Below are 20,575 nucleotides of genomic sequence, written 5' to 3' on the forward strand. Positions count from 1 at the left end.
GCTCAGGAGGAAAGATGGCGCAGCCGTTGAATGCGGACTTCGATCCTGCGGCATTGAAGGGTTTTCTGGCGAGCCGCTTCGGCGATGCCTCAATGTCGCTCGGGCGGATCGGCGGCGGACAGTCCAATCCTACCTATTTCGTGGACTATGGTGCGCATCGCATGGTGCTGCGCAAGAAGCCGGCCGGGCCGATCCTGCGCGGGGCGCATGCCGTCGATCGCGAATTCCGCGTGCTTGAAGCGCTGGCACCGACCAACGTCCCGGTGCCCGGGCCGGTGCTCTATCACGACGGTGCCGAGCTGCTCGGCACGCCCTTCTACCTGATGGAGCGGCTGGATGGTCGCGTCTTCCACGATTGTTCGCTGCCTGGCCTTTCGCCCGCCGAGCGACGCGGCATCTATTTCGGCATGGCAGAAGCGATGGCCAAATTGCATGCCGTCCGTCCCGACGAGGTCGGTCTCGGCGACTACGGCCGGCCCGGCAACTATTTCGAGCGCCAGATTGGCCGCTGGACCAGGCAGCTCAGGGAATCGCCGAGCGACAGAATTCCGGCACTCGAAGCGGTCGCCGACTGGCTACCGCAGCATATGCTCGTGGATGATGGGCGCCTGTCGATCGCCCATGGCGACTTCCGCCTCGGAAATCTGCTGTTCCATCCCGACAAGCCGCAGGTGATCGGCATTCTCGATTGGGAGCTGTCGACGATCGGCCATCCGCTCGCCGATCTCGGCTTTTGCTCGATGACCTGGCATTCGGCCCCGGACGAATATGGCGGTATCCTCGGCCTCGATCACGAGGCACTCGGCATCCCCAGCCAGCGCGAATTCCTCGACCATTATTTCGCCCATGCCGTGCCCACCGCGCCCCTGCAACGCTTCCACCTGGTTTTTTCGCTGTTCCGTTTCGCCGTGATCTTCGTCGGCATCGCCGACCGGGCGCGGGCAGGCAGCGCGGCGTCGGCCGATGCCGCCAGCACGTCGCCGCTCGCCCGCCGTTTTGCCGTACGTGCTCAAGAGATCATCCAAGGGGCAAGACCGTGGAGCGCCGCCTGAAAGGAGCGTTCGTGCCCAGGCCCTTTCCTACACGCGGTGTCAGCAATCCAATCACAGAGGCTTTGCGAACGCCGGATCACGACCGGCGGGCAGCGCTTCGTCGGCTGGCAACCAGCTTCAGCCAAGGCGCCAAATGGAAGGCGCTCATCAGCAAATACATCATGACCATTCCGCTCAGCGGCGACGCATCTTGCGCCGCCGAGCAGATCATGTCCGCACCACCGGCAACGGCCGTCTGCAGCGCCATCATTGCGAAGGTTGGCGCGGCTGCCAGGGATAGCCAGTCGGCCGCGCCGCGGGCGGCGACATTGTCGCTTGGGAAATCGGCAGATCCGCTGCCTGCGGGCGGCATCTTCTGCGTATCGTTGGAGTGCAGTGTCATCGAACGTCAGCCTTGGCCGTACTCGTCGTGACGGCGCCACCAGACGCCCGTCTCGTTACGCCCTCGGGGCGCGCGGTCGAGCCACTGATACATGCCCCAGAGGCCGTCCAATCCGCGCGCATAGGTGGAATAGGCGTGGTAGACGACGCCGTCCTCGAGCACGAACGTGCTCATGCCTGGCCTCTCGCGCGTGTACGTGGCCATGTCTGTTCCGCTCATTGCAGCGAACGTCTCGGAGCCGTCGGCAGTCGTACGCGAGGGTATCTCGGCGAGAGGTGCCTCGCGGACATAGTTGTATTCGATGCCTTCCTCGCGCTGCTGCTCCTCGGTGAACGAAACGTCGAAGTCGAAATTGAAGTCGCTGCCGTGTGAGGACGCCCAGGGGAACGTCCATTCCATTCGCCGCTTGTACGCCTGCAGCTTCGCGAGCGGTGCCCGCGATACCGCCGAAAGCGTGACGTCGTGGTTGGCCAGGTGGAGGACGAAGCCGTCGAATCCATCCGCGATCGCTGAGCAGGCCGGACAGCCCGCCGTGTAATCAGGCCCGAACATGAAGTGGTAGACGAGGAGCTGCGAGCGTCCCCTGAAAAGGTCTGCCAGTGAGGCGCTGCCTTCATCGGTCTCGAATCGGTAATCCTTGTCGATCCGAACCCAAGATAATTCCTGCCGCCGCCGCGCCACCTCATCGCTTTGGCGCGTGAGCTCCTTCTCCGCCTTGAGCAGATCAAGCCGCGCCGCCAGCCACTCCTCACGTGTTCCGGTTCTGTGTGTCGGCATCGTTCGTCTCCTTCCTCGATGTTCGCACCGTTTTCGATACGGCGCGTTTCGATACAGCGCGCTGGCTGTTGGCCCTGAGATAGATTAGGACCGGACATCGAATGGTGAGAGTTACAAATGTGACGGGATTCCGATGGACTCGCTGATCACCGCTGCGGCGCGCGCCCTCGCAACGGGTGATCCCCTAGGCGCTTTGAAGCGGGTCGCCCTGCGTGACGATGCGCCTGCGCTTGCGCTGCGCGGCATCGCCATGGCGCAGCTCGGCGATCTCGTTCGAGCAAAGGCTCTCCTCAAAAGTGCTGCGCGCGCCTTCGGTCCGAAAGAGGCCGTGGCCCGCGCGAGGTGCGTCGTCGCCGAAGCCGAGATCGCACTCGTCTCGCGTGACCTCGGGTGGCCGGCGAAGGCACTCGACGCCGCGCGGGCGACGCTTGAAAACCACGGCGACCGCTTTAATGCCGCGCATGCGCGCAATCTCGAGGCTCGGCGCCTGCTCCTGATCGGACGCCTCGACGAGGCCGAGCGCAGGCTGGCCGGGTTCGATCCCACACCGCTCCCACCCGCGTCGAGGGCCGCCCACGAGCTGGTGATTGCGGGGCTCGCGATTCGACGCCTCCGGACCAAGGCGGCGCGCGCTGCGCTCGCTCGGGCCGAGCATGCCGCCCGCGAGGCGGACATCCCGGCGCTGACGGCAGAGGTCGAAAGCGCATCCCTCGTGATGAACACGCCCGCGGCGCGCCTGATCGCGCGTGGTGAGGAGCGCCCGCTCCTGCTTGAGGAGGTCGAAGCGCTGCTGGCGTCGGGGGCGCTCGTCGTCGACGCCTGCCGCAATATCGTGCGGGACGCCGGCATGATCGTCCCGCTCGCGACGCGCCCGGTCTTGTTCGCGCTTGCCCGCACGCTGGGCGAAGCCTGGCCCGCGGACGTGCCGCGAAGCACGCTCGTCGCCCGCGCGTTCGGCGGCAAGCACGCCGATGAATCGCATCGCGCCCGGTTGCGGGTCGAAGTCGGTCGGCTTCGCGCGGAGCTGCGGTCACTGGCGGATGTGAGCGCGACCAAGCGAGGCTTTGCGCTTAAGCCGCGCCGCCCACGCGATGTGGTGGTTCTGGCACCGCCCGTCGACGAGCAGCATGCAGCGGTGCTCGCCTTCCTCGCTGATGGCGAGTCGTGGTCGAGCTCGGCGCTCGCAATTGCGCTCGGAGCCAGCTCGCGCACCGTGCAGCGATCGCTCGAGCAGCTTGCGGCAGCAGGCAAGGTGCAATCGTTCGGTCGCGGGCGAGCGCGCCGTTGGATGACCCCGCCCGTGCCGGGATTCCCGACAATCTTGTTACTCCCCGGCTCACTATCTGGCTACTAGTGTCGGGATAATTCAACAGATCTGAGCCTGGAGGAGAAGCATGAAACGATCTGCAGCCGAAGTCCTCCGCGAATATGGACCCTTTCCGGGTGTCGACCAGGTGGCTGGGGTTACGTTCGATGGTCAGCATGTCTGGTTTGCGTCCGGAGACAGGCTGAACGCCTTGGATCCTGCGAGCGGGAAAGTGGTTCGCGCGATTGAGGTCGCCGCGCACGCAGGAACGGCCTTCGACGGTCAGCACCTGTTCCAGATCGCCGAAGATCGCATCCAGAAGATCGATCCCAACACAGGCCGCGTGCTCGCCACGATTCCGGCGCCAGGTGGCGGCGGCGACTCCGGGCTCGCCTGGGCCGAAGGCTCACTTTGGGTGGGGCAGAATCGCGGTCGCAAAATCCATCAGATCGACCCGCAGACAGGGGCAGTTCTTCGCACAATCGATTCCAACCGGATCGTCACAGGGGTCACCTGGATCGACGGCGAACTCTGGCACGGCACCTGGGAAGGTGACGAGAGCGACGTCAGGCGGATAGATCCTGAAACCGGAAAGGTCCTGGAGAAGCTTGATATGCCCCCTGGAACAGGCGTGTCGGGACTCGAGTCCGATGGTGGCGATCAGTTCTTCTGCGGCGGCGGAAACAGCGGCAAGGTGAGAGCCATCCGCCGGCCCAGGCGAGGCTCCGAGGAGCGTTCATGAAGCTGAGCCCACCGTTGCAACAGTTCGACGATGAAGCTGAGAGCGTCCCGCGGCAGGGAAAATCATGATCAGAAAGCAGCATCCCCTGAAAGGACCGAACAGGTTCAAGCTCGGCGTCTTCTCGATGAATGCCGATGGCGGCCTGGCAATGACCACCGTTCCCGAGCGCTGGCGCGCCCGCTGGGAAGACAACCTCAATGCTGCCTGCATCGCCGATCGCGCCGGCCTGGAGTTTCTGCTGCCGATCGCGCGCTGGCGCGGCTTCGGCGGTTTGACGCATGTGCGGGAATGGTCGTTCGAGACTTTCACATGGGCGGCGGGTCTCGCCGTCGCGACGGAGAACATCAGTTTGTTCATGACGGTGCATGTGCCGCTGGTTCATCCGCTGCAGGCTGCAAAGGCGCTGGCGACCGTCGACCACATCTCCAACGGGCGTGCCGGGTTGAACATTGTCTGCGGCTGGAACCCGGACGAGTTCGCCATGTTCGGGCAGACGGTCGGCGACCGGACCTACGATCAGGCCGAAGAATGGATCAACATCATCGAGCGTGCCTACCAATCCAGGGAGCCGTTCGACTTCGGCGGCGAGTTCTATGATCTGAAGGGGGTTGTCAGCCGCCCGCCAAGCCTGCAGGCGCCGCGCCCGGTGACCATGAACGCCGCCTTCGGCGCACCGGGGCGCAACTATGCGGCGCGCCACTGCGACTATTTGTTTTCGACTTTTTCCGAAATCGCCGATGGCCGCGCGCATGTGGTCGACATCACCAACCGAGCGGCTGAAGTTGGACGCGAAGTCGGCGTCTATACGGTCTGCCACGTCGTCTGCCGAGAGACCCAGCAAGAAGCCGAGGATTATTACCGGCACTACGCGCTGGAATGCGCGGACGAAGGCGCGGTCGACGAGCATATGCGCAAGAAGAAGGAATTCGCCAACTCGCATGACGCAAAAGCCTTCACCGAATATCGGCAAAGGTTCGCCGGTGGTGCTGGAACGTTCCCGCTCATCGGCACACCGGAAAAAATCGTCGACGATCTCACTGAAATCATGGACCAGGGTTATTCCGGCGCCGCCCTCACATTCGTCAACTACACCTACGAATTGCCCTTCTTCTGTGACCGCGTGCTGCCGCTGATGCGCCAGGCCGGGCTTCGCGTAAATTGACGCCGGCGGCCGCCATTCCGACGACATGGGTGCATGGGCACCACGCCATAAATCCGCGCGCCTTCAAGCAGGCGATGGGGGCGGTGGCGGGCTCGGCCGCCATCCTCGCGTCGGAGCATGACGAGATCGGCTTTTGCGGCATCACGGCGACGGCCGTCCTGGTCAGTCCGCACGCGGCGCACTATTCGACCCAGTCTTACGCTGAGGTTCGCAACAAGGTGTTTGCCGATGTCGCATCGGTCCTGCGCGGTGGCAAGCCGGTATATCCGGTCAACCGAATATGACTGCTCTCGGCAGCAATTAGCTCAGCCCGGCTTCGGCTTGTCGCGGCGCTCTACGATGTAGATGTGGTCGGCCGCCAGCACCACATCGCCATGCTGGTTGATCACCTCGCAGCGCTCGATGACGCGACCCGACTCCGGCCGCTTCGGGTCGTCTTCCTTGGCCGAGATGGTCGTGCGGGTCCTGATCGTGTCACCGATGAACACCGGCTTGATGAAGCGCAACCTGTCGTAGCCATAGGAGAAGGCGACTGGATTGACGACGCTTGCCGTCAGTCCGACGCCGACCGAAAAGACCAGCGTGCCATGGGCGATGCGCTGGCCGAACGGCGTCGTCTTCATGAATTCGGCGTCCATATGGTGTGGAAAAAAATCGCCGGTATGGCCGGCATGAACGACGAAGTCGGTCTCGGTGATGGTGCGCCCGCTGGTCATGCGCGACGAACCGATCTGATAGTCTTCGAAATAGACAGTCTGCTCCATGTCAGGGCCTCGCCGCGATTGGTGTTGCCGGCGCCGCGCTCGATTGGTAGGCGGCCTCGACCAGCGCCATCGTGTTCCAGCCGTCTTCGACGGAACTGACGAACTCGGTGTCCTCGCCTGATGCATAGCGCTGCACATTGGCCATGCGGCCGACGAAGGCGTCCGGAAACCATTCGCCGATGAGTGGCACAGCAACCCAGTCTGAGCCGCCCTTCGGATAGATTTCAAGGATGTCAGGCTCGCCGCGCGGATAGTCGAGATTGAGCCCGAGTTTGAGATAGGCGGCGCCCTCGGTGCCGCAGATGCGGAATTCGCAGGCCTGATGTTTTCGGCCGAATTTGTGATCGTGGTTGATCGACAGTGCGCATCGCACAGTGTCGCCGTAGTCGAGGATCGCGCTGGTGCGCGTTTGCGCGACCTTGCGGCCGGGATGGCCGAGCGTCTTGGCGTGAACGCCCCGGGGATCGCCGAGCAATTGCCGGATCAGGTCGAGATAATGGATCGAATGCATGGCGATCTCGACGCGCGGCGCCTTCACCAGAAACTCCCAGAGTTGCCACGGCGTCGCCAATGCCAGCCATGCATCGAAATCGACCACGTCGCCCAGCCAACCCTTGGCGATCGCATCCTTCAGCGCCAGCATCATCGGCGCGAAGCGGAGCTGGAAGTTCACCGCCGCCTTCAGTTTTTTGGAGCGGCAGATTTCGAGGATTTCGGTCGCCTCGCTGAGATCGCTGCCCATCGGCTTCTGGATCAGCGCCACTGCACCATCTGGCAACGCCCTGAGCACGCCGGCATGATGAGCCGGCGGCGTCGCCAGGTCGAAGACGGCGTCCTTGATCGCTGCGGCTTCCCCGACCGACCGGTAAGTGGCGACGCCCCATTTCCGCGCCAGTCTTTCCGCCTTGCTATGGTCGGGATCGAAAAGTCCGGCGACCGGAAAGCCGGCTTTTCCATAGGCCGGGAAATGCGCATCGCCGGCGATCGAGCCGGCGCCGAAAATCACGATCGGCCTCGGCTTCGATGGTTTCGCCCAGGACTGGGAGAGCGAGTCAGGATCAAAAGCGCCGTCAGTCATGATGGAAGACTTCGTCCATCGATGCCCACCACTCGCCCTCCTTGCGGGTCGGCAGCGGCTCCTGGCAAGGCATGCACAGCGCCCACCATTCCTGCGTCTTGGGATCGGCGGCCATCTTCGCCATGTCGGCGGCATAATCGGTGCCGTGGTATTCGAAAGTGCTGAACAAAAGGTGCTCCGGCTCCTTAAGATAGATCGAATAATTCCTGATGTTGCAGGCGGAAATCATGGCAAGTACGTCAGGCCATACGGCAGCGTGAAGCCGCACATACTCGCTGACCTTTTCCGGCTTGAGGCCGAGCACCATTCCCATCCGCTGCATGTCCGGCTCCCTATTTTGTTATTTCGGTGGTGAATTCCGCAATGCTCTTCGCCTTGACGGCATTCCAATCCCAGTCGATGCCGATGCCGGGCTCGTCCGGTGCCAGTGCTTGGCCGTCCTCGATGCGCATTTTCTTGCCGGTTAGTTCATCGAGCTGGGGAATATACTCGACATATCGGCCGTTCTGAATGGCGCAGGTCAGGCTGACATGCAGTTCCATCAGGAAATGCGGGCAGACTGGGATATCGAATGCCTCGGCCGCATGCGCGACCTTCAGCCACGGCGTGATGCCGCCGATGCGGCCGACATCGACCTGCACGATCGAGCAGCCGCCTTTTTGCATGTATTCGCGGAAATGCCGGATCGAATAGAGCGACTCGCCGATGGCGATCGGCGTCGACGTCGCATTCGACAGCCGCACATGGCCGTCTATGTCGTCGGCCGGCAGCGGCTCCTCGATCCAGGCGAGGTCGAGATCGCGCAGCCGCTCCGCCCGGCGGATCGCCTCGTCGACAGAAAAGCCCTGGTTGCAGTCGGTCATGATCTCGTAGGATGAGCCGACTGCTTGGCGCACCGCGGTCAGCCGGGCGAGATCCTCGGAGCCGTGCGGCTTGCCGATCTTGACCTTAGAACCGCGAAAACCCTTTGCCTTGGCGGCGAGCGCGTCCTCGACCAGCGCCTCGGTCTCGATATGCAGCCAGCCGCCCTCTGTGGTGTAGAGCGGGCAGCGGTCCTTGGCGCCGCCGGCCAGCTTCCACAGCGGCAGGCCGAGCTTCTTTGCCCTGAGATCCCACAGCGCCGTGTCGATGGCCGCCAGCGCGATTGCCGTGATGGCACCGATCGTCGTCGCGTGGGTGGCGAATTCGAGCTCGTGCCAGATCGCCTCGATCATGTCGGCGTCGCGGCCGATCAGCCGCGGCGCAAGGTGATCGGCCAGGAGCCGCATCACCGAGGAGCCACCGGTGCCGATCGTGTAGCTGTAGCCGGTGCCGACCGCGCCGTCGGCGTCGGTGATGGTGACGATCGGCGTTTCCTGGCTGACAAAACTCTGGATCGCATCAGTGCGCTTGACCTTCGGCATCAGGTCGACCATCCGCAGTTCGGCTTTTTCGATCTTTGCCATGACGTTAACCTCGCAATGTCCTGCCGGTATCGGCAGAAAACGGATGGGCCTGCGACAGGTCCAGGCTCATTTTCACGCGGTCGCCCGCCTCTAGCTGTTTTGGATTGACCATACGCGATACCCAGACACCGCCGTTGAATTCGGCGAACACCAGCGTCTCGTTGCCGAGCGGTTCGGTGGCGATCATCGGCAACTCCGGCTGATGACGTCATCGAACTTGCCTGACAGATCGGCAGCAGAAGAATCGCCTGCATCAAGTGCGAGCAGCGCCACACCGGCTGATAAGCCGTAACAGCCTGTCATTTGATTCCTCTCAAGGGTGCGTCCGGGACTCGTATCGATCCAATTCAGCTTTATTCATAAATAAACAAAATATTCATGGGTGCGTCAAGTTGAAAGTTCTTCCGGAAGCAGGTCATTGTGCATATATGAAAGGCGAAATTCACCGGGAAGTGACTATGGCAGGCGACGAGGATGACGACCGTTATCGCGCTCCGGCGCTCGACAAGGGGCTCGACATCCTCGAGCTTCTGGCCGGCGTCGACGGCGGCCTGACGCAGGCGGAAATCGCCAAGAAACTCGATCGCAGCCCCAACGAATTCTATCGCATGCTCGACCGGCTGGTGCGACGCGGCTACGTCACGCGGCCAGACGGCGACCGTTATTCGTTGACGCTCAAGCTGTTTGGCCTAGCGCAGCTGCACGCGCCGGTGCGGCGGCTGGTTTCCTATGCGACGCCGCTGATGCGTGAACTTGCAGAAACCTCGCAGCAGGCAAACCAGCTTGTCGTCTTCGACCGCGGTTCCGCAGTGGTGATCGCACAGCAGGAGGCGCCGGACTACTGGGGCATTTCGATTCGCGTCGGCTCGCATATCAGCCTGTTCGACACGGGATCCGGACATGTGCTGCTGGCGTTCCGCTCGCCGGAAGAGCGGCAGATGATGATCTCCGAGCATCTGCGCAGCACCGACAAGCCGCCTCAATCGCCGGAATTCTTTGCCCGCCTCGACCAGATACGTGAACGCGGCTACGAAATGATGGCGTCAATGCAGACCGCCGGCGTATTCAACCTGTCGACCCCCGTTCTCGGATCCGACGGCAAGGCAATCGCAGCACTATCGATCCCCTACATAACCCTGGTCAACGCACCCCAGGCGCCCGATATCACCAGGACGACAGAGTTGTTGCTGGCGGCGACCGAAAAGCTGTCGCAACTGGCGGGATCAACGGTCAAGCAGGCGAAGTAAATTCTTATTTGAATGAAAAATTTCTCCGTGAGATGATTCGAAAACGCCGGAGGGGGAGAGCCTTGTCATGATCTTCGACACCCATCTGCACCTGATCGACCAGTCGGCGCTGCGATATCCCTGGCTCTCCGGCGTGCCGGCACTAAACCGCGATTTTTCCCACGACGAATATGCAGTCCAAGCTCGCCGGGCCGGCATAGAGGGCGCATTGCATATGGAAGTCGATGTCGGTCCGGCCGATATCGAGGCTGAGACCAGCCATGTGAAGGCGCTGTCGCAACAGAAGGACAATTTGCTGAGAGGGGCGATCGCATCGTGCCGTCCGGAAGAGCCGGACTTTGCCGCCTATCTCGAGCGTCAGAAAGCCAATCCCTTCGTCAAGGGTTTTCGGCGCGTACTCCACGTCATGCCGGACGAGCTTTCGGAAGGCGCGCTGTTTCGCGAAAACATCAAGCGGCTTGCTGGCACCGGGCTGACATTCGATCTCGTTGTCCTGCCGCATCAAATCCCTAAAGCGATCGCACTCGCCGATCTCGCGCCTGGCGTCCAGTTCGTGCTCGACCATTGCGGCGTGCCCGACATCAAGGGCAGCAGTGAGCATCCCTGGCGCGAGCATATGGCAGAGATTGCGCGGCGCCCGAATGTCGTCGGCAAAATTTCCGGTGTGGTCGCCTATGCGGACGCTGGATCGTGGACCGTCGAAACGCTGCGTTCCTATGTGGAGCACACCATCGAATGCTTCGGCTGGGATCGCGTCGTGTGGGGCAGCGACTGGCCGGTCTGCACGCTTGGCGGCGGGCTAGCGACCTGGGTGGCAGCAACGCACGCGCTGCTCGCCGGTGCCAGCGTCGACGAGCGAGAAAAGCTGCTTTCCGCCAATGCGAAGCGGCTTTGGCGTTTGTAAGCCGCCTCAGATCGTAGCCGACTCGTGCCGCTCGCGGCCGTAGAGCGAACCAGCAGCACGATGACCAGGCCAAGTGCCGTCTGCACGGTCGAGGGCCGGAAGCCGAGGCCGATCAGCAGCGTGAGTTGCCGCGGATCAGGCTGTTCATGTTCTCCTCCATTTAAGCTGTTTCAGGCTCCTCAACCGGCAGCGCCGGGTGCCGGGAAACTCTCCAGAAACAGGCGATTGAGATCGGCGACGACACGGCCGGCATGGTGTTTTTCGGCCAGGCCGAGATTGATGCGATCGGACGCGGCCTGCTGGAAGGCCATGTAGCCGTCGTGCCGTGGCCTGACCCAGGAACCTTCGAGGGTGGCGCGGGTGTTCATGTAGAAATTACCGGCGGCTGCGTTGACGGCTGCATCGTCCCAGGCTGCGGCATGGCCGGGCTGGCCGCCGGCCGCAGCATAGGGGCCGCACTGCACGTCGCCGCTTGCGATCCAGTAAGCAAAGTCGGTGGCCGCCTGCTTGGCCTTCGAAAAGGCCGACACGGCAATGCCGGTTCCTCCGAGCGCCGAGCCGGCGGGACCGGCATCGCCCACAGCCGGGATGTCGGCGAAGGCAAGGCGGTTGGTCCGGAATCCGGCAATGGCATAGGAGACATAGCCATAGATCAGCGGCGCACAGGCGATCCGCGAGCCGGACCTGGCCATTTCCTCCAGGACGTCGATCGGGTCCATGCCAAGGCAGGCCGGATCGACGAGAGCCGCGATCTCGCGCATCATCTCGAAAACGCGGCTGTCCATGTCAGGGTTTACGTGGTCGCCAGGCTCCTCGGCGGCCGGCCGGCCGAGATTGCCGGCAAGCGTGTAGAACACCATCAGCGAATGCGGCGGCCTGAGCGGCAACAGCACACGGCCCTGTCGCGCCAACTCGACCATATCGGCCCAGTTCGCCGGCACGGCGGAAAGCATGTCCGGCCGCCACGCCTGCACCTGGCTCGCCGTGTCGATCGGAAACGCCCACTGCCGGCCTTGCCAGTTGTAACTCGGATAGGAGCGGCCGACGCTCCCCGCCGCCAGCATCGCACGTTCCGCTTCCCGGCCCACGACGTCGAGCGGCGCCAGACAATTCTCGGCGGTGATCTGGCCGACATGCGGGTGGTCGATGACGATCAGATCATAGGCACGGGCCAGTTCCTCGACCGGAAAGGATTCGAAATCCTGCAGCGAGCGCTTGTCCCACTCTATTGCGACGCCGGTGCGCTGCTTCCACAGCGCCGAACAGGCGACCATCGGGTCGTAGCCGCGCGGATGGCTCCAGGTCATGCCTTTGAGCGTCACGTCGCTCACAGCCCGAATTCCTTGCGAATCTTTGCGCTGTGCTCACCAATGCGCGGCGCGGCGCGCTCGACCTTCGCGCGGGCGCCATCGACCCTGAGAGGCGAGCGCGTAGTGAGGATCGAGACATCATCCTCTCGCGTCACGGTCTGCAGCATATCGAGGACCTGGAAGCCCTCGCTGGCCATCATTTCCGGCCAGGTCAGCACCTTGGCACACCAGATGTCGGCAGGCTCGAGGATGGCAAGCCAATCCTCGACCGTCTTCGTCGCGATTTTTTGCGCGATGATCGCCTTGATCTCGTCGCGGGCGGTGAACCAGGTCGACGGCTGATCGCGATACGGCGCAAGTTCTTCGAGCCCCAGCAGATCGGCGAGCTTCGAGATCGGCGTCATCGCGATCGCCAAATAGCCGTCCTTCGTCGGATAGACGCCGTAGGGCGCCGACAGATAGGCGTGGGCGCTACGGAAGGCCGATCGCCGCGGCAGGCGGCGCCCGTCATTGAGATGCGTGGTCAGCACCTCGAACTGAAAATCGACCAACGCCTCCAGCAGGCTGGTTTCGACATGGCTGCCCGTGCCGGTCACGCCGCGCCGCACCAGTGCGGCAAGGATCCCTTGCGCGGCGGCGGAGCCCGCCAGCATGTCGGCGATCGCCAGGCCGAAAGGCACCGGACCCTTGTCCTCGTCGCCGTTCAGCCACATCACGCCGGAACGGGCTTGCGCCAGCAGATCCTGCCCGGGCCGCTTGACCCACGGGCCTTCCTCGCCATAGCCGCTGATCGAGGCATAGACCAAGCGCGGATTGATCTTGCGCACCGCCTCAAAATCGAGGCCCAGTCGCTCAATGACGCCGGGCCGAAAATTCTGGATCAGCACGTCGGCCTTGGCCAGCAGGCCGCGCAGCGCCGCAAGGTCGGCCACGTCCTTGAGGTCGATGGCAAGACTTTCCTTGGCCCGGTTGATGGCATGGAAGATGGTGGAATCGCCGCCGATCTCGGTGTCGCTGAGATAAAGCCGGCGCGACAGGTCACCGCCATTCGGCCGCTCGATCTTGATGACGCGGGCGCCGAGGTCGAGCAGCCGCAGCGAGCAGTAGGGTCCGGACAAGAACTGGCTCATGTCGACGACGACGAGCCCGGTCAGCGGCAATTCGGCAGTGGCGGCCATCGCCTATTTCTCCGTCTTCCCGGCGAAATCGGCCGGATTGCTGTACTTCACCGTCTGCAGGTGCTCGCAATAAAGCACAAGCTCTCCTTCACCCTTGAAGACTTCATAGCTGGCGCGGATCAGCCCCATCTCGTTATATTTCGGCTTCTTGTCGAGGTTGGAGGGGATCGAATAGATCCTGTCGCCGATGAGGACCGGCTTGATGAAGCGCAATTTGTCGTAGCCATTGGAAAACGCGTTGACACAGTTGGTGGCAACGAGGCCGAGTCCGGCCGAGAATACGAAGCCCCGGCGACTAGGCGCTTGCCAAAGATGCCTTCCGTTTCGGCGAAAATCTGGCCCTGCACGTAAGGGTGGATATCTACACCAGCGCGTTGAAAAGGTGGCTATCGCCCTCGCACATCGTCCTGCGCAGCGAGCGGATTTTCTGGCCGACCGGCCAGTCTTCATAGAACCAGTTCTCCGCGTTCCAGACGGGCGAGATCGGCGTGGTCCTTCGGCATGTTGGCGGGGTGTGTCGACGCCACGCCGACGGTCGGCGCATCATCCGTCCGGGCGCGCCGCGGACCAGCGAACTGCATGATCGATCCTCCCGTCAATCTTCTTTTGTGAATAGTATTTTCACATATGGGGTTATGTTGCAAGCGTGAACAGGCGAAATTTTGTTCGGGTCCGCGGCGGCCAACGCCGGCGGAACAGGGAGGATTTTGATGCAGAATGCCTGTCTGGTTTTCGTTGGCAGCCTAAACCGCGAGGCGGCCTTATTTTCAAGGCGCGCGCGGCGTCGGTCTTGGTGTCTACAGTTTCCACGAGGAGACGCTGGAGACGCGGAAACTGGCCGTCGACAATCCGACCTTGCTGTCGGTAACGCCGGACGGCTCCCATATCTATGCCAACTCCGAAGTGTTCGCCTGGTCGCGAGGGCGTGGTCTCGGCCTACCGCTTCGACAGGCCAACCGCCGCGCTTTCCTACATCAACAAGCAGCCGACCCACGGCAGCATCACGGCGCACAACACCATCACGCGCGACAGGACGAGGCTCCTGGTCGCCAATTACGGCATGGGCGAAGGCGGTCCCGATCGCTCGGTCGTGGTCTATGGGCTGCGCGAGGATGGCCGCCTGACCGCGCCGTTGTCGAGCGTCGCCCACAAGGGAAACGGGCCTGACACAGCCCGTCAAGAACGCCCTCATGCTCACAGCGTCACCGAGACGATCGCCGGTGGCGTGGCGATCGTCGCCGATCTCGGCATCGATCGGCTTGTCTCGTACCGCATCGGGCCTGATGGCAGTCTGACCAGACTGGCGGAGCAGGCGCTTGCGCCCGGCGGCCCGCGCCATGTGGCGCTGCATCCAGGCGGGCGCTTCGTGTTCGTCATGAACGAACTGGATTCAACGATCGTGTCGCTTGCGCTCGACAATCTGCCAGGAAGGCTCTCGGTCATCGACACGAAACCGGCCGTGCCGGCGGCGGCGCGCGACGGCAATCATTGCGCCGACATTCAGATCTCGCCCGACGGCCGCTTCCTCTACAGTTCCAACCGCGGCCATGTCAGCGTTGCGGTGTTTTCGGTTGACCAGGAAACAGGCACGCTTGCGCTAGTCGATCACACGCCCTGTGAGGGTGCCACGCCGCGCAATCTGGCGCTGACGCCCTCAGGCCGCCACCTCCTCTCCGCCAACCATTTTTGCCCGCGACGCCGCCACGGGCCGGCTGGCCGACACCGGGCGATCCATCGATATCGGCACGCCCATGTGTGTGAAGATCGTGCGTTGAAAGCCATCGGTCTCGTTCCAGCAGCGAAGGGCTGCACGATCCTGTGATTTCGGCTGAGCCATCAGCGTGATAGCTTCCAGTTGTTTCCGCTGCGGAGTCGTCATGCGTACCAAGTTGCTAGAAATCACCCTTGCTATGCTACTGCTGTCCGGCAGCGTTCCAGCCGGCCATGCGGAAGTGGCCGAGCGGCCGTCGCCTTCGGGTGGGGTTCTGTCTCTGCTTCCGCCTCCCCAGATCTCTGATCATTCGATCGTGATCGCGGGACGTTCGCTGAACTATCAGGCAAAGGCCGGCACTCTCTCGTTGCTATCCGGTAAGGGCGACGTCACGGCGGAAATTTTTCATGTCGCCTACACGCTACGTCCCGAGCCAAGCCGGGAACCTGACCCCCGGCGTCCCGTTACCTTCGTATTCAATGGAGGTCCAGGAGCGGCTTCCGCCTATCTGCATCTCGGCGCGCTCGGTCCCCGCGTGATGGCGACGGCGGACAATGGAAGTTTTCTCCCATCGCCGCAGAGGCTTTTGGACAACCCGAACACATGGCTCGACATGACCGACCTGGTCTTTGTCGACCCCGTCGGAACGGGTTACAGCCGCGAAGCACCCGGGACCGAGGCGCGCAGCTTCTGGGGCGTCAACCAGGACGCCGCCTCGATGGGCGCCTTTATTCGCTTCTATCTGGCACAGGCGGGCCGCACGGCGTCACCGGTGTTTCTTGCTGGCGAAAGCTATGGCGGGTTTCGGGCTGCACTGCTCGCCAAGACGCTTCAGGATGATATCGGCGTCAGTCCTCGCGGCATCGTGCTCATCTCGCCGGCGCTCGAATTCACGCTCGTGCGCCCAGACGAATTCCAGCCGCTCCACTGGGCGCTTGAGCTCCCGTCGCTGGCGGCGGTGCGCCTGCGCAGCGAAGGCGTCACCGGTTCCGAGCTGCACGAGCGGTTGGCCGATGTCGAACGCTATGCCCTCGGCGACTACCTTGTCGCGCTTGCCAGCGGGCTGGAACAGGGTGGGCGCCTGGCGAGCCCGCGCGTGGCCGAAATCACCGGCCTGCCGCTCGAACTCGTCAAACGAAACTTTGCACGCATTCCCACCGAACTCTTCGCCAAGGAGTTTGCGCGGGCAAGGGGCAATGTTCTCAGCGCCTATGACGGCACGATCGAAACGGCGGACATCGCCCCGGAAAGTCCAAGGCCTCGCGGTCCTGACCCGGTCCTCGACCGAAGCGTGCCGGTGCTCACTTCCGCCTTTGTCAGCTATGTGCGTGAGGAATTGAAATTCCGCACCGATATAAGCTACCGGCTTCTCAACCGTGAAGTCAGCGGCAATTGGGATTACGGGACGAGCCCGACGCGCCAGGGCTATGCCGGCGTGATGGATGACCTTCAGCAGGCGCGAGCGCTGAACCCCGGCCTCGGCGTTTTGATCGTTAACGGCTACACCGACCTGGTGACACCCTATTTGGCATCCCGCTACCTTGTCGGCCAGATTCCTTCGCTTCCTGGCGCAAAGCCGATCCGCATTGACCTGCTGGAAGGCGGCCACATGATGTATTTCAGGCCAGAGAGCCGGCGCGCGCTGAGAGAGGCCGCGTCCGAGCTTTACCAAATGCCGAAATGAAACGGTTGAACCCGCGTACAATGGTCCAGATGAGGGCGTAGCCTCGACGGATAACGCAACACGAACCGGAGAGGCGAGCAACGATGACATCTCAGGATGCAGAACTGACCTGGCTCAACCCGCCACCGCATCATGCTTTTGCCGACAGCACCGTGCATGTGCGCACCGGCAAGGAAACCGATTTCTGGCGGGAGACGTTCTACGGCTTCTGGCGCGACAATGGCCACCTCCTGTACCAGCAGGTCGAGGGCGACTTCAGCGCCGAGGTCACCGTCAAGGGGGACTACAAGGTGCTCTATGATCAGGCCGGTTTGATGGTCCGGCTGAGCGAGACGCACTGGGTCAAGGCCGGCATCGAGTTCACCGACGGGCTGGCGTATTTTTCTGTCGTCGTCACCAATGATGCTTCCGACTGGTCGTTGGTCAGCATCCCGGCTGGTCCGGACGGCGTCAGGATCCGGCTGACCCGCCATGCCGAGACAATCCGTGTTCAGTATCTTGATGCCTCCGACCATCACTGGAAGCCGGTGCGGCTCGCCTATTTCCCGCCCTCGAAAACAGTCGATATCGGCATGATGTGCTGTTCGCCGCAACGTGAAGGTTTCGAAGTCACATTCAGCGATTTTTCGGTCGGCCCGGCGATCTCGAGGGAACTCCATGACTGATGCGTCCCATGGCATGCGGGCCAATCCGACTTTTACGATCTGACGGGTCTGCCTCAGAACACTAATGGGTAGGCCTGAATCGCCAATCCGCCGCACTAGAATCCGTACCACACCAGAATCCGTAAGGGAGAAGCTCCATGACATCAGACGTGGCAGTTATCGCAGGAGCAGGGCTGGGGCTGAGCGCCTCGCTTGCACGTCTTCTCACCAAGGAGGGCTTTCGCGTGGTCCTGGCTGCCCGAAACCTCGGCAAGCTGAGCACGCTGGTCGACGAGACCGGGGCGCTGGCGGTCGAAACGGACGTTGCCGATGTCGCGTCGGTCGAAAACCTGTTCGACGTCGCCGACAAAGCCGGTCCTCTGTCGCTTGTGGTTTTCAACGCCAGCGGCCGCGCCCGAGGACCGATCGCCGACCTCGATCCCGAATCGGTCAAGCAGGCGTTGCTAGTCGGCGCCTATGGCGGGTTCCTGGTCGGCCAGCAGGCTGCGCGCCGGTTGCTTTCCCGCGGCTCCGGCTCGATCCTGTTCACCGGCGCCACCGCCAGCGTCAAGGGGTTTTCGGGTTCGGCCGGCTTTGCCATGCCAAAGTTCGGCCTGCGCGGACTGGCCCAATCCATGGCCCGCGAACTTGCCCCGAAAAACATCCATGTCGCGCATTTCATCGTCGACGGCGTGATCGCGCCGAACGAGCCCGGCCAGAATAGGCCCGGACAGGCCAGCGAACCCGACCGGCAGGACCGCCGGCTATCTCCGGATGCGATCGCCGAAACCTATCTCGCAATCCACCGGCAGCATCGCAGCGCCTGGACTTGGGAGCTCGAACTCAGGCCATGGATCGAGAATTTCTGAGCGTCGGCCGCACTGCAATTCGCGTATATGATTGCCATGATGCCTTCTTGCCATGGAACACCCGTTCGGACGTTATTTGCCTGCCGGCCGCCAAACGCAGCGCTGACTTTCTTCCATTTGCATCGAGATTGGATCGACCATTGCTTTGATCGCAACGACTTGCGTGTCACCGTAAGGCCCGATCCAAGCCTTGAGGCAGGAGGAGGTTGACCATGGCCAGGATTGTACCCGTGCTCGATCTCAGCCGTCTCGAACAGGGCGCGTCGGAGCGTCGGACCTTTCTGTTCGACCTGCGCACGGCGGCCCGCGATGTCGGCTTCTTCTATCTCAGCGGGCATGGAATTTCGGCTGTTGAGATCGACGAGGTGCTCGACGCCTCGCGTCGGTTCTTTGCCTTGCCGGAAGCCGACAAGCTGGCCATCGAAATGGTCAAATCCCCGCAATTCCGCGGCTACACGCGCAGCGGTGGCGAACTGACCAAGGGCAAGGCCGATTGGCGCGAACAACTCGACATCGGCGTCGAGCGTCGACCCATACCACAGGGGCCGGGCATTCCTGCCTGGACGCGGCTGCAAGGGCCGAACCAATGGCCTTCGGCCCTGCCGGAACTCGAGCCGGCGCTGCTGGCATGGCAGGCCAAGGCGACGGCGGTGGCGATCCGCCTGCTGAAGGCTTTCGCGCTGTCGCTCAACCAGGCCGAGGACGCTTTCGATCCGATCTATTGCGGTGAGCCCAACCACCGCATGAAGATCGTGCGCTATCCCGGACGCGACGCAACCGGTGGTGACCAGGGCGTCGGCGCGCACAAGGACGGGGGCTTCCTGACGCTCCTGCTCCAGGACGACAACAGGGGGCTGCAGGTCGAATATGACGAAAGCTGGGTGAATGTGGATCCCATTCCCGGAACGCTGGTGGTCAACATCGGCGAGCTCCTCGAACTGGCATCGAACGGTTATCTCAGGGCGACCGTCCATCGTGTCGTCACACCGCCGGCCGGTGTCGAGCGAATATCCCTTCCTTTCTTCTTCAGCGCCCGGCTCGATGCGACGATCCCGCTGCTCACACTGCCTGAAGAACTGGCTGCCGAGGCGCGCGGACCGGCGAGCGATCCGGACAACCCGCTGTTTCGCGACGCCGGAACCAACGTGCTGAAAAGTCGCCTGCGCTCGCACCCCGACGTGGCGCGCCGGTATTATGCCGATCTCCTTGAGACGAGGGCGTCATCTGTCTGAAAACGTCAGAGCAAATAGAACAGGAATTTTCGTCATCCCGCCGGCTTTTGGAATTTTGTTCGTCGCCAACACGCCCAAACAAGCTCAAACAGGTAAGACCGTTCGACGGTTTCCTCCCATTCCGCTGAACGGCGTTCCCCCTCTGAAGGTTGTAACCTTCATTTTGGCCGGGCCGATTCGAGCCCGGCCTTTTTTTCCGCGCTCTCTTGGCGAATGCGTCAGGGCCGATTCTTCAAAGATTAGCTTCCCGCCAACGACAATCCACGGGCGCGTTCGCACAGCAGGGCAAGCAACTCGCTGCGCCGCGTTTCCGCTGTGTCGACTGGCAATACGAAGCAAAGTGTCTTGTTGATGGCGCCGTGGCCGTCGCGGATAGGCGCGGCCATGCACCACGTGAAGCGGTCGGCCAGAGCAGCGGTCTCGCTGAAACCTTGCTGGCGGGCCAGGGCGACATCGCTGAAAAATTCGGCTGGCGCAATGACGCGGCCGTCGGGCAGCTTGTAGTCGCCAGGCGGGATGAAGTCCTTCACCTCTTCCTCACTCATATGGCCAAGCAAGAGCCGCCCGGATGCCGTCCACGGGATCGGCACCTCGACCCCGACATCGCTTGAAATCCGGAAAGGGCCGGAAGAGTCACGACAATCGAGAACGATGTATTTGTTCCCGCGCAGGCCGCACAGCTGCACGGTCTCGCCTGTCTCAGCGGCCATCTTGTCCAGCGTCTCGATGATGCGCCGGTAGTGGGCGTTGTGATGCGAGTAGGCCCAGCCGAACAGATGCATAGCCCGCCCGAAATAGACGTAGCCTTCCGTCCCGACGTTTTCGAGCATTTCGGCTTCGAGCAGGCTGTTGACGATTTCGTATGTGGTCGAACGCGGTGCGCCGATCATCTTGGCGATGTCGCCGACGCGCATCGGCGCGCGGTGTCGTAAAAGCGCTTCCAGCAGCATGATGACGCGGTCGATGCCGCGGCGCCGTTCGCCATTACGCGGCTCGGCGCCGGCTTCCGTTTCGATCAGACCAGTGGCGCTATCGCTCATGTCGGCCGCATCCGCCTAAAAATCAATTCGGCCCTCGTCTCAAGACGC

General features: G+C 62.6%; 21 protein-coding genes and 2 pseudogenes. 12 read left to right on the plus strand and 11 right to left on the minus strand.

The window, feature by feature from the left end:
• Positions 1 to 14: 14 nt before the first annotated feature.
• Positions 15 to 1,052: a phosphotransferase family protein gene (locus CIT31_RS10030; RefSeq protein ID WP_165778398.1), complete on the plus strand. Its 1,038-nt coding sequence runs from the start codon at positions 15 to 17 to the stop codon at positions 1,050 to 1,052.
• Positions 1,053 to 1,128: 76 nt separating this feature from the next.
• On the opposite strand, the gene CIT31_RS10035 is transcribed toward CIT31_RS10030, so the two are convergent.
• Entirely contained in the window at positions 1,129 to 1,434 is a 306-nt protein-coding gene (locus CIT31_RS10035) for a hypothetical protein (protein WP_095518487.1), read from the minus strand.
• 6 nt (positions 1,435 to 1,440) lie between these two features.
• On the minus strand, positions 1,441 to 2,211 hold the full coding sequence (locus tag CIT31_RS10040; RefSeq protein WP_095518488.1) for a DUF899 domain-containing protein: 771 nt from the start codon (positions 2,209 to 2,211) through the stop codon (positions 1,441 to 1,443).
• Positions 2,212 to 2,344: 133 nt separating this feature from the next.
• Here CIT31_RS10040 and CIT31_RS10045 point away from each other — a divergent pair, with 133 nt between their 5' ends.
• The 4 genes from CIT31_RS10045 to CIT31_RS10060 all read left to right on the plus strand — a co-directional run bounded on the left by CIT31_RS10045 (position 2,345) and on the right by CIT31_RS10060 (position 5,705).
• Positions 2,345 to 3,565: a helix-turn-helix domain-containing protein gene (locus CIT31_RS10045; RefSeq protein WP_095518489.1), complete on the plus strand. Its 1,221-nt coding sequence runs from the start codon at positions 2,345 to 2,347 to the stop codon at positions 3,563 to 3,565.
• Between the two features lie 40 nt (positions 3,566 to 3,605).
• On the plus strand, positions 3,606 to 4,259 hold the full coding sequence (locus CIT31_RS10050; RefSeq protein ID WP_095518490.1) for a Vgb family protein: 654 nt from the start codon (positions 3,606 to 3,608) through the stop codon (positions 4,257 to 4,259).
• 67 nt (positions 4,260 to 4,326) lie between these two features.
• A complete protein-coding gene (locus tag CIT31_RS10055) occupies positions 4,327 to 5,421 on the plus strand; it encodes an LLM class flavin-dependent oxidoreductase (protein ID WP_095518526.1) in 1,095 nt (364 codons plus the stop codon).
• Positions 5,418 to 5,705, plus strand: a complete 288-nt coding sequence (locus CIT31_RS10060; protein ID WP_095518491.1) for a hypothetical protein — start codon at positions 5,418 to 5,420, stop codon at positions 5,703 to 5,705. Before CIT31_RS10055 ends, CIT31_RS10060 begins: the two co-directional genes overlap by 4 nt.
• Before the next feature lie 21 nt (positions 5,706 to 5,726).
• On the opposite strand, the gene CIT31_RS10065 is transcribed toward CIT31_RS10060, so the two are convergent.
• From CIT31_RS10065 to CIT31_RS10085, 5 genes and pseudogenes are all read right to left on the minus strand, one after another.
• Positions 5,727 to 6,185: a MaoC/PaaZ C-terminal domain-containing protein gene (locus CIT31_RS10065; RefSeq protein ID WP_095518492.1), complete on the minus strand. Its 459-nt coding sequence runs from the start codon at positions 6,183 to 6,185 to the stop codon at positions 5,727 to 5,729.
• Between the two features lies 1 nt (position 6,186).
• A complete protein-coding gene (locus CIT31_RS10070) occupies positions 6,187 to 7,263 on the minus strand; it encodes a Gfo/Idh/MocA family protein (protein ID WP_095518493.1) in 1,077 nt (358 codons plus the stop codon).
• Positions 7,256 to 7,585, minus strand: a complete 330-nt coding sequence (locus CIT31_RS10075) for an L-rhamnose mutarotase (protein WP_065007095.1) — start codon at positions 7,583 to 7,585, stop codon at positions 7,256 to 7,258. The genes CIT31_RS10070 and CIT31_RS10075 overlap by 8 nt, the downstream gene beginning before the upstream one ends.
• A gap of 10 nt (positions 7,586 to 7,595) precedes the next feature.
• Positions 7,596 to 8,708: a mandelate racemase/muconate lactonizing enzyme family protein gene (locus CIT31_RS10080; RefSeq protein WP_095518494.1), complete on the minus strand. Its 1,113-nt coding sequence runs from the start codon at positions 8,706 to 8,708 to the stop codon at positions 7,596 to 7,598.
• Between the two features lie 4 nt (positions 8,709 to 8,712).
• Positions 8,713 to 8,913, minus strand: a pseudogene (locus CIT31_RS10085) (sugar ABC transporter ATP-binding protein); the annotation flags it as partial.
• A gap of 253 nt (positions 8,914 to 9,166) precedes the next feature.
• Between CIT31_RS10085 and CIT31_RS10090 the strand changes: the two are divergent.
• Entirely contained in the window at positions 9,167 to 9,955 is a 789-nt protein-coding gene (locus CIT31_RS10090) for an IclR family transcriptional regulator (protein WP_095518495.1), read from the plus strand.
• Positions 9,956 to 10,022: 67 nt separating this feature from the next.
• Positions 10,023 to 10,859: an amidohydrolase family protein gene (locus CIT31_RS10095; RefSeq protein ID WP_095518496.1), complete on the plus strand. Its 837-nt coding sequence runs from the start codon at positions 10,023 to 10,025 to the stop codon at positions 10,857 to 10,859.
• 179 nt (positions 10,860 to 11,038) lie between these two features.
• Here CIT31_RS10095 and CIT31_RS10100 read toward each other — a convergent pair whose 3' ends face one another.
• The 3 genes and pseudogenes from CIT31_RS10100 to CIT31_RS10110 form a co-directional block, all read right to left on the minus strand.
• Complete coding sequence (locus CIT31_RS10100) at positions 11,039 to 12,166, minus strand: extracellular solute-binding protein (RefSeq protein ID WP_206073351.1); 1,128 nt, start codon at positions 12,164 to 12,166, stop codon at positions 11,039 to 11,041.
• A gap of 20 nt (positions 12,167 to 12,186) precedes the next feature.
• On the minus strand, positions 12,187 to 13,347 hold the full coding sequence (locus CIT31_RS10105; protein WP_095518498.1) for a CaiB/BaiF CoA transferase family protein: 1,161 nt from the start codon (positions 13,345 to 13,347) through the stop codon (positions 12,187 to 12,189).
• A gap of 3 nt (positions 13,348 to 13,350) precedes the next feature.
• Positions 13,351 to 13,928, minus strand: a pseudogene (locus tag CIT31_RS10110) (MaoC family dehydratase).
• A gap of 308 nt (positions 13,929 to 14,236) precedes the next feature.
• Between CIT31_RS10110 and CIT31_RS10115 the strand changes: the two are divergent.
• The 5 genes from CIT31_RS10115 (at position 14,237) to CIT31_RS10135 (ending at position 19,487) form a co-directional block, all read left to right on the plus strand.
• The gene (locus CIT31_RS10115) at positions 14,237 to 15,169 is read left to right on the plus strand and encodes a lactonase family protein (protein WP_245316165.1); all 933 of its coding nucleotides are present in this window, start codon (positions 14,237 to 14,239) and stop codon (positions 15,167 to 15,169) included.
• A 55-nt stretch (positions 15,170 to 15,224) separates the two neighbouring features.
• Complete coding sequence (locus CIT31_RS10120; protein ID WP_095518499.1) at positions 15,225 to 16,742, plus strand: S10 family peptidase; 1,518 nt, start codon at positions 15,225 to 15,227, stop codon at positions 16,740 to 16,742.
• A gap of 83 nt (positions 16,743 to 16,825) precedes the next feature.
• Positions 16,826 to 17,407 (plus strand): DUF1349 domain-containing protein, encoded by a 582-nt coding sequence (locus CIT31_RS10125; protein ID WP_029355116.1) that lies wholly within the window; start codon positions 16,826 to 16,828, stop codon positions 17,405 to 17,407.
• 137 nt (positions 17,408 to 17,544) lie between these two features.
• Complete coding sequence (locus CIT31_RS10130; protein ID WP_029355117.1) at positions 17,545 to 18,255, plus strand: SDR family NAD(P)-dependent oxidoreductase; 711 nt, start codon at positions 17,545 to 17,547, stop codon at positions 18,253 to 18,255.
• Positions 18,256 to 18,467: 212 nt separating this feature from the next.
• Positions 18,468 to 19,487 (plus strand): isopenicillin N synthase family dioxygenase, encoded by a 1,020-nt coding sequence (locus tag CIT31_RS10135; protein ID WP_095518500.1) that lies wholly within the window; start codon positions 18,468 to 18,470, stop codon positions 19,485 to 19,487.
• 239 nt (positions 19,488 to 19,726) lie between these two features.
• On the opposite strand, the gene CIT31_RS10140 is transcribed toward CIT31_RS10135, so the two are convergent.
• Complete coding sequence (locus tag CIT31_RS10140) at positions 19,727 to 20,527, minus strand: IclR family transcriptional regulator (RefSeq protein WP_029355121.1); 801 nt, start codon at positions 20,525 to 20,527, stop codon at positions 19,727 to 19,729.
• Positions 20,528 to 20,575: the final 48 nt, after the last annotated feature.

This window comes from Mesorhizobium wenxiniae (assembly GCF_002284535.1).
Classification (GTDB): domain Bacteria; phylum Pseudomonadota; class Alphaproteobacteria; order Rhizobiales; family Rhizobiaceae; genus Mesorhizobium; species Mesorhizobium wenxiniae.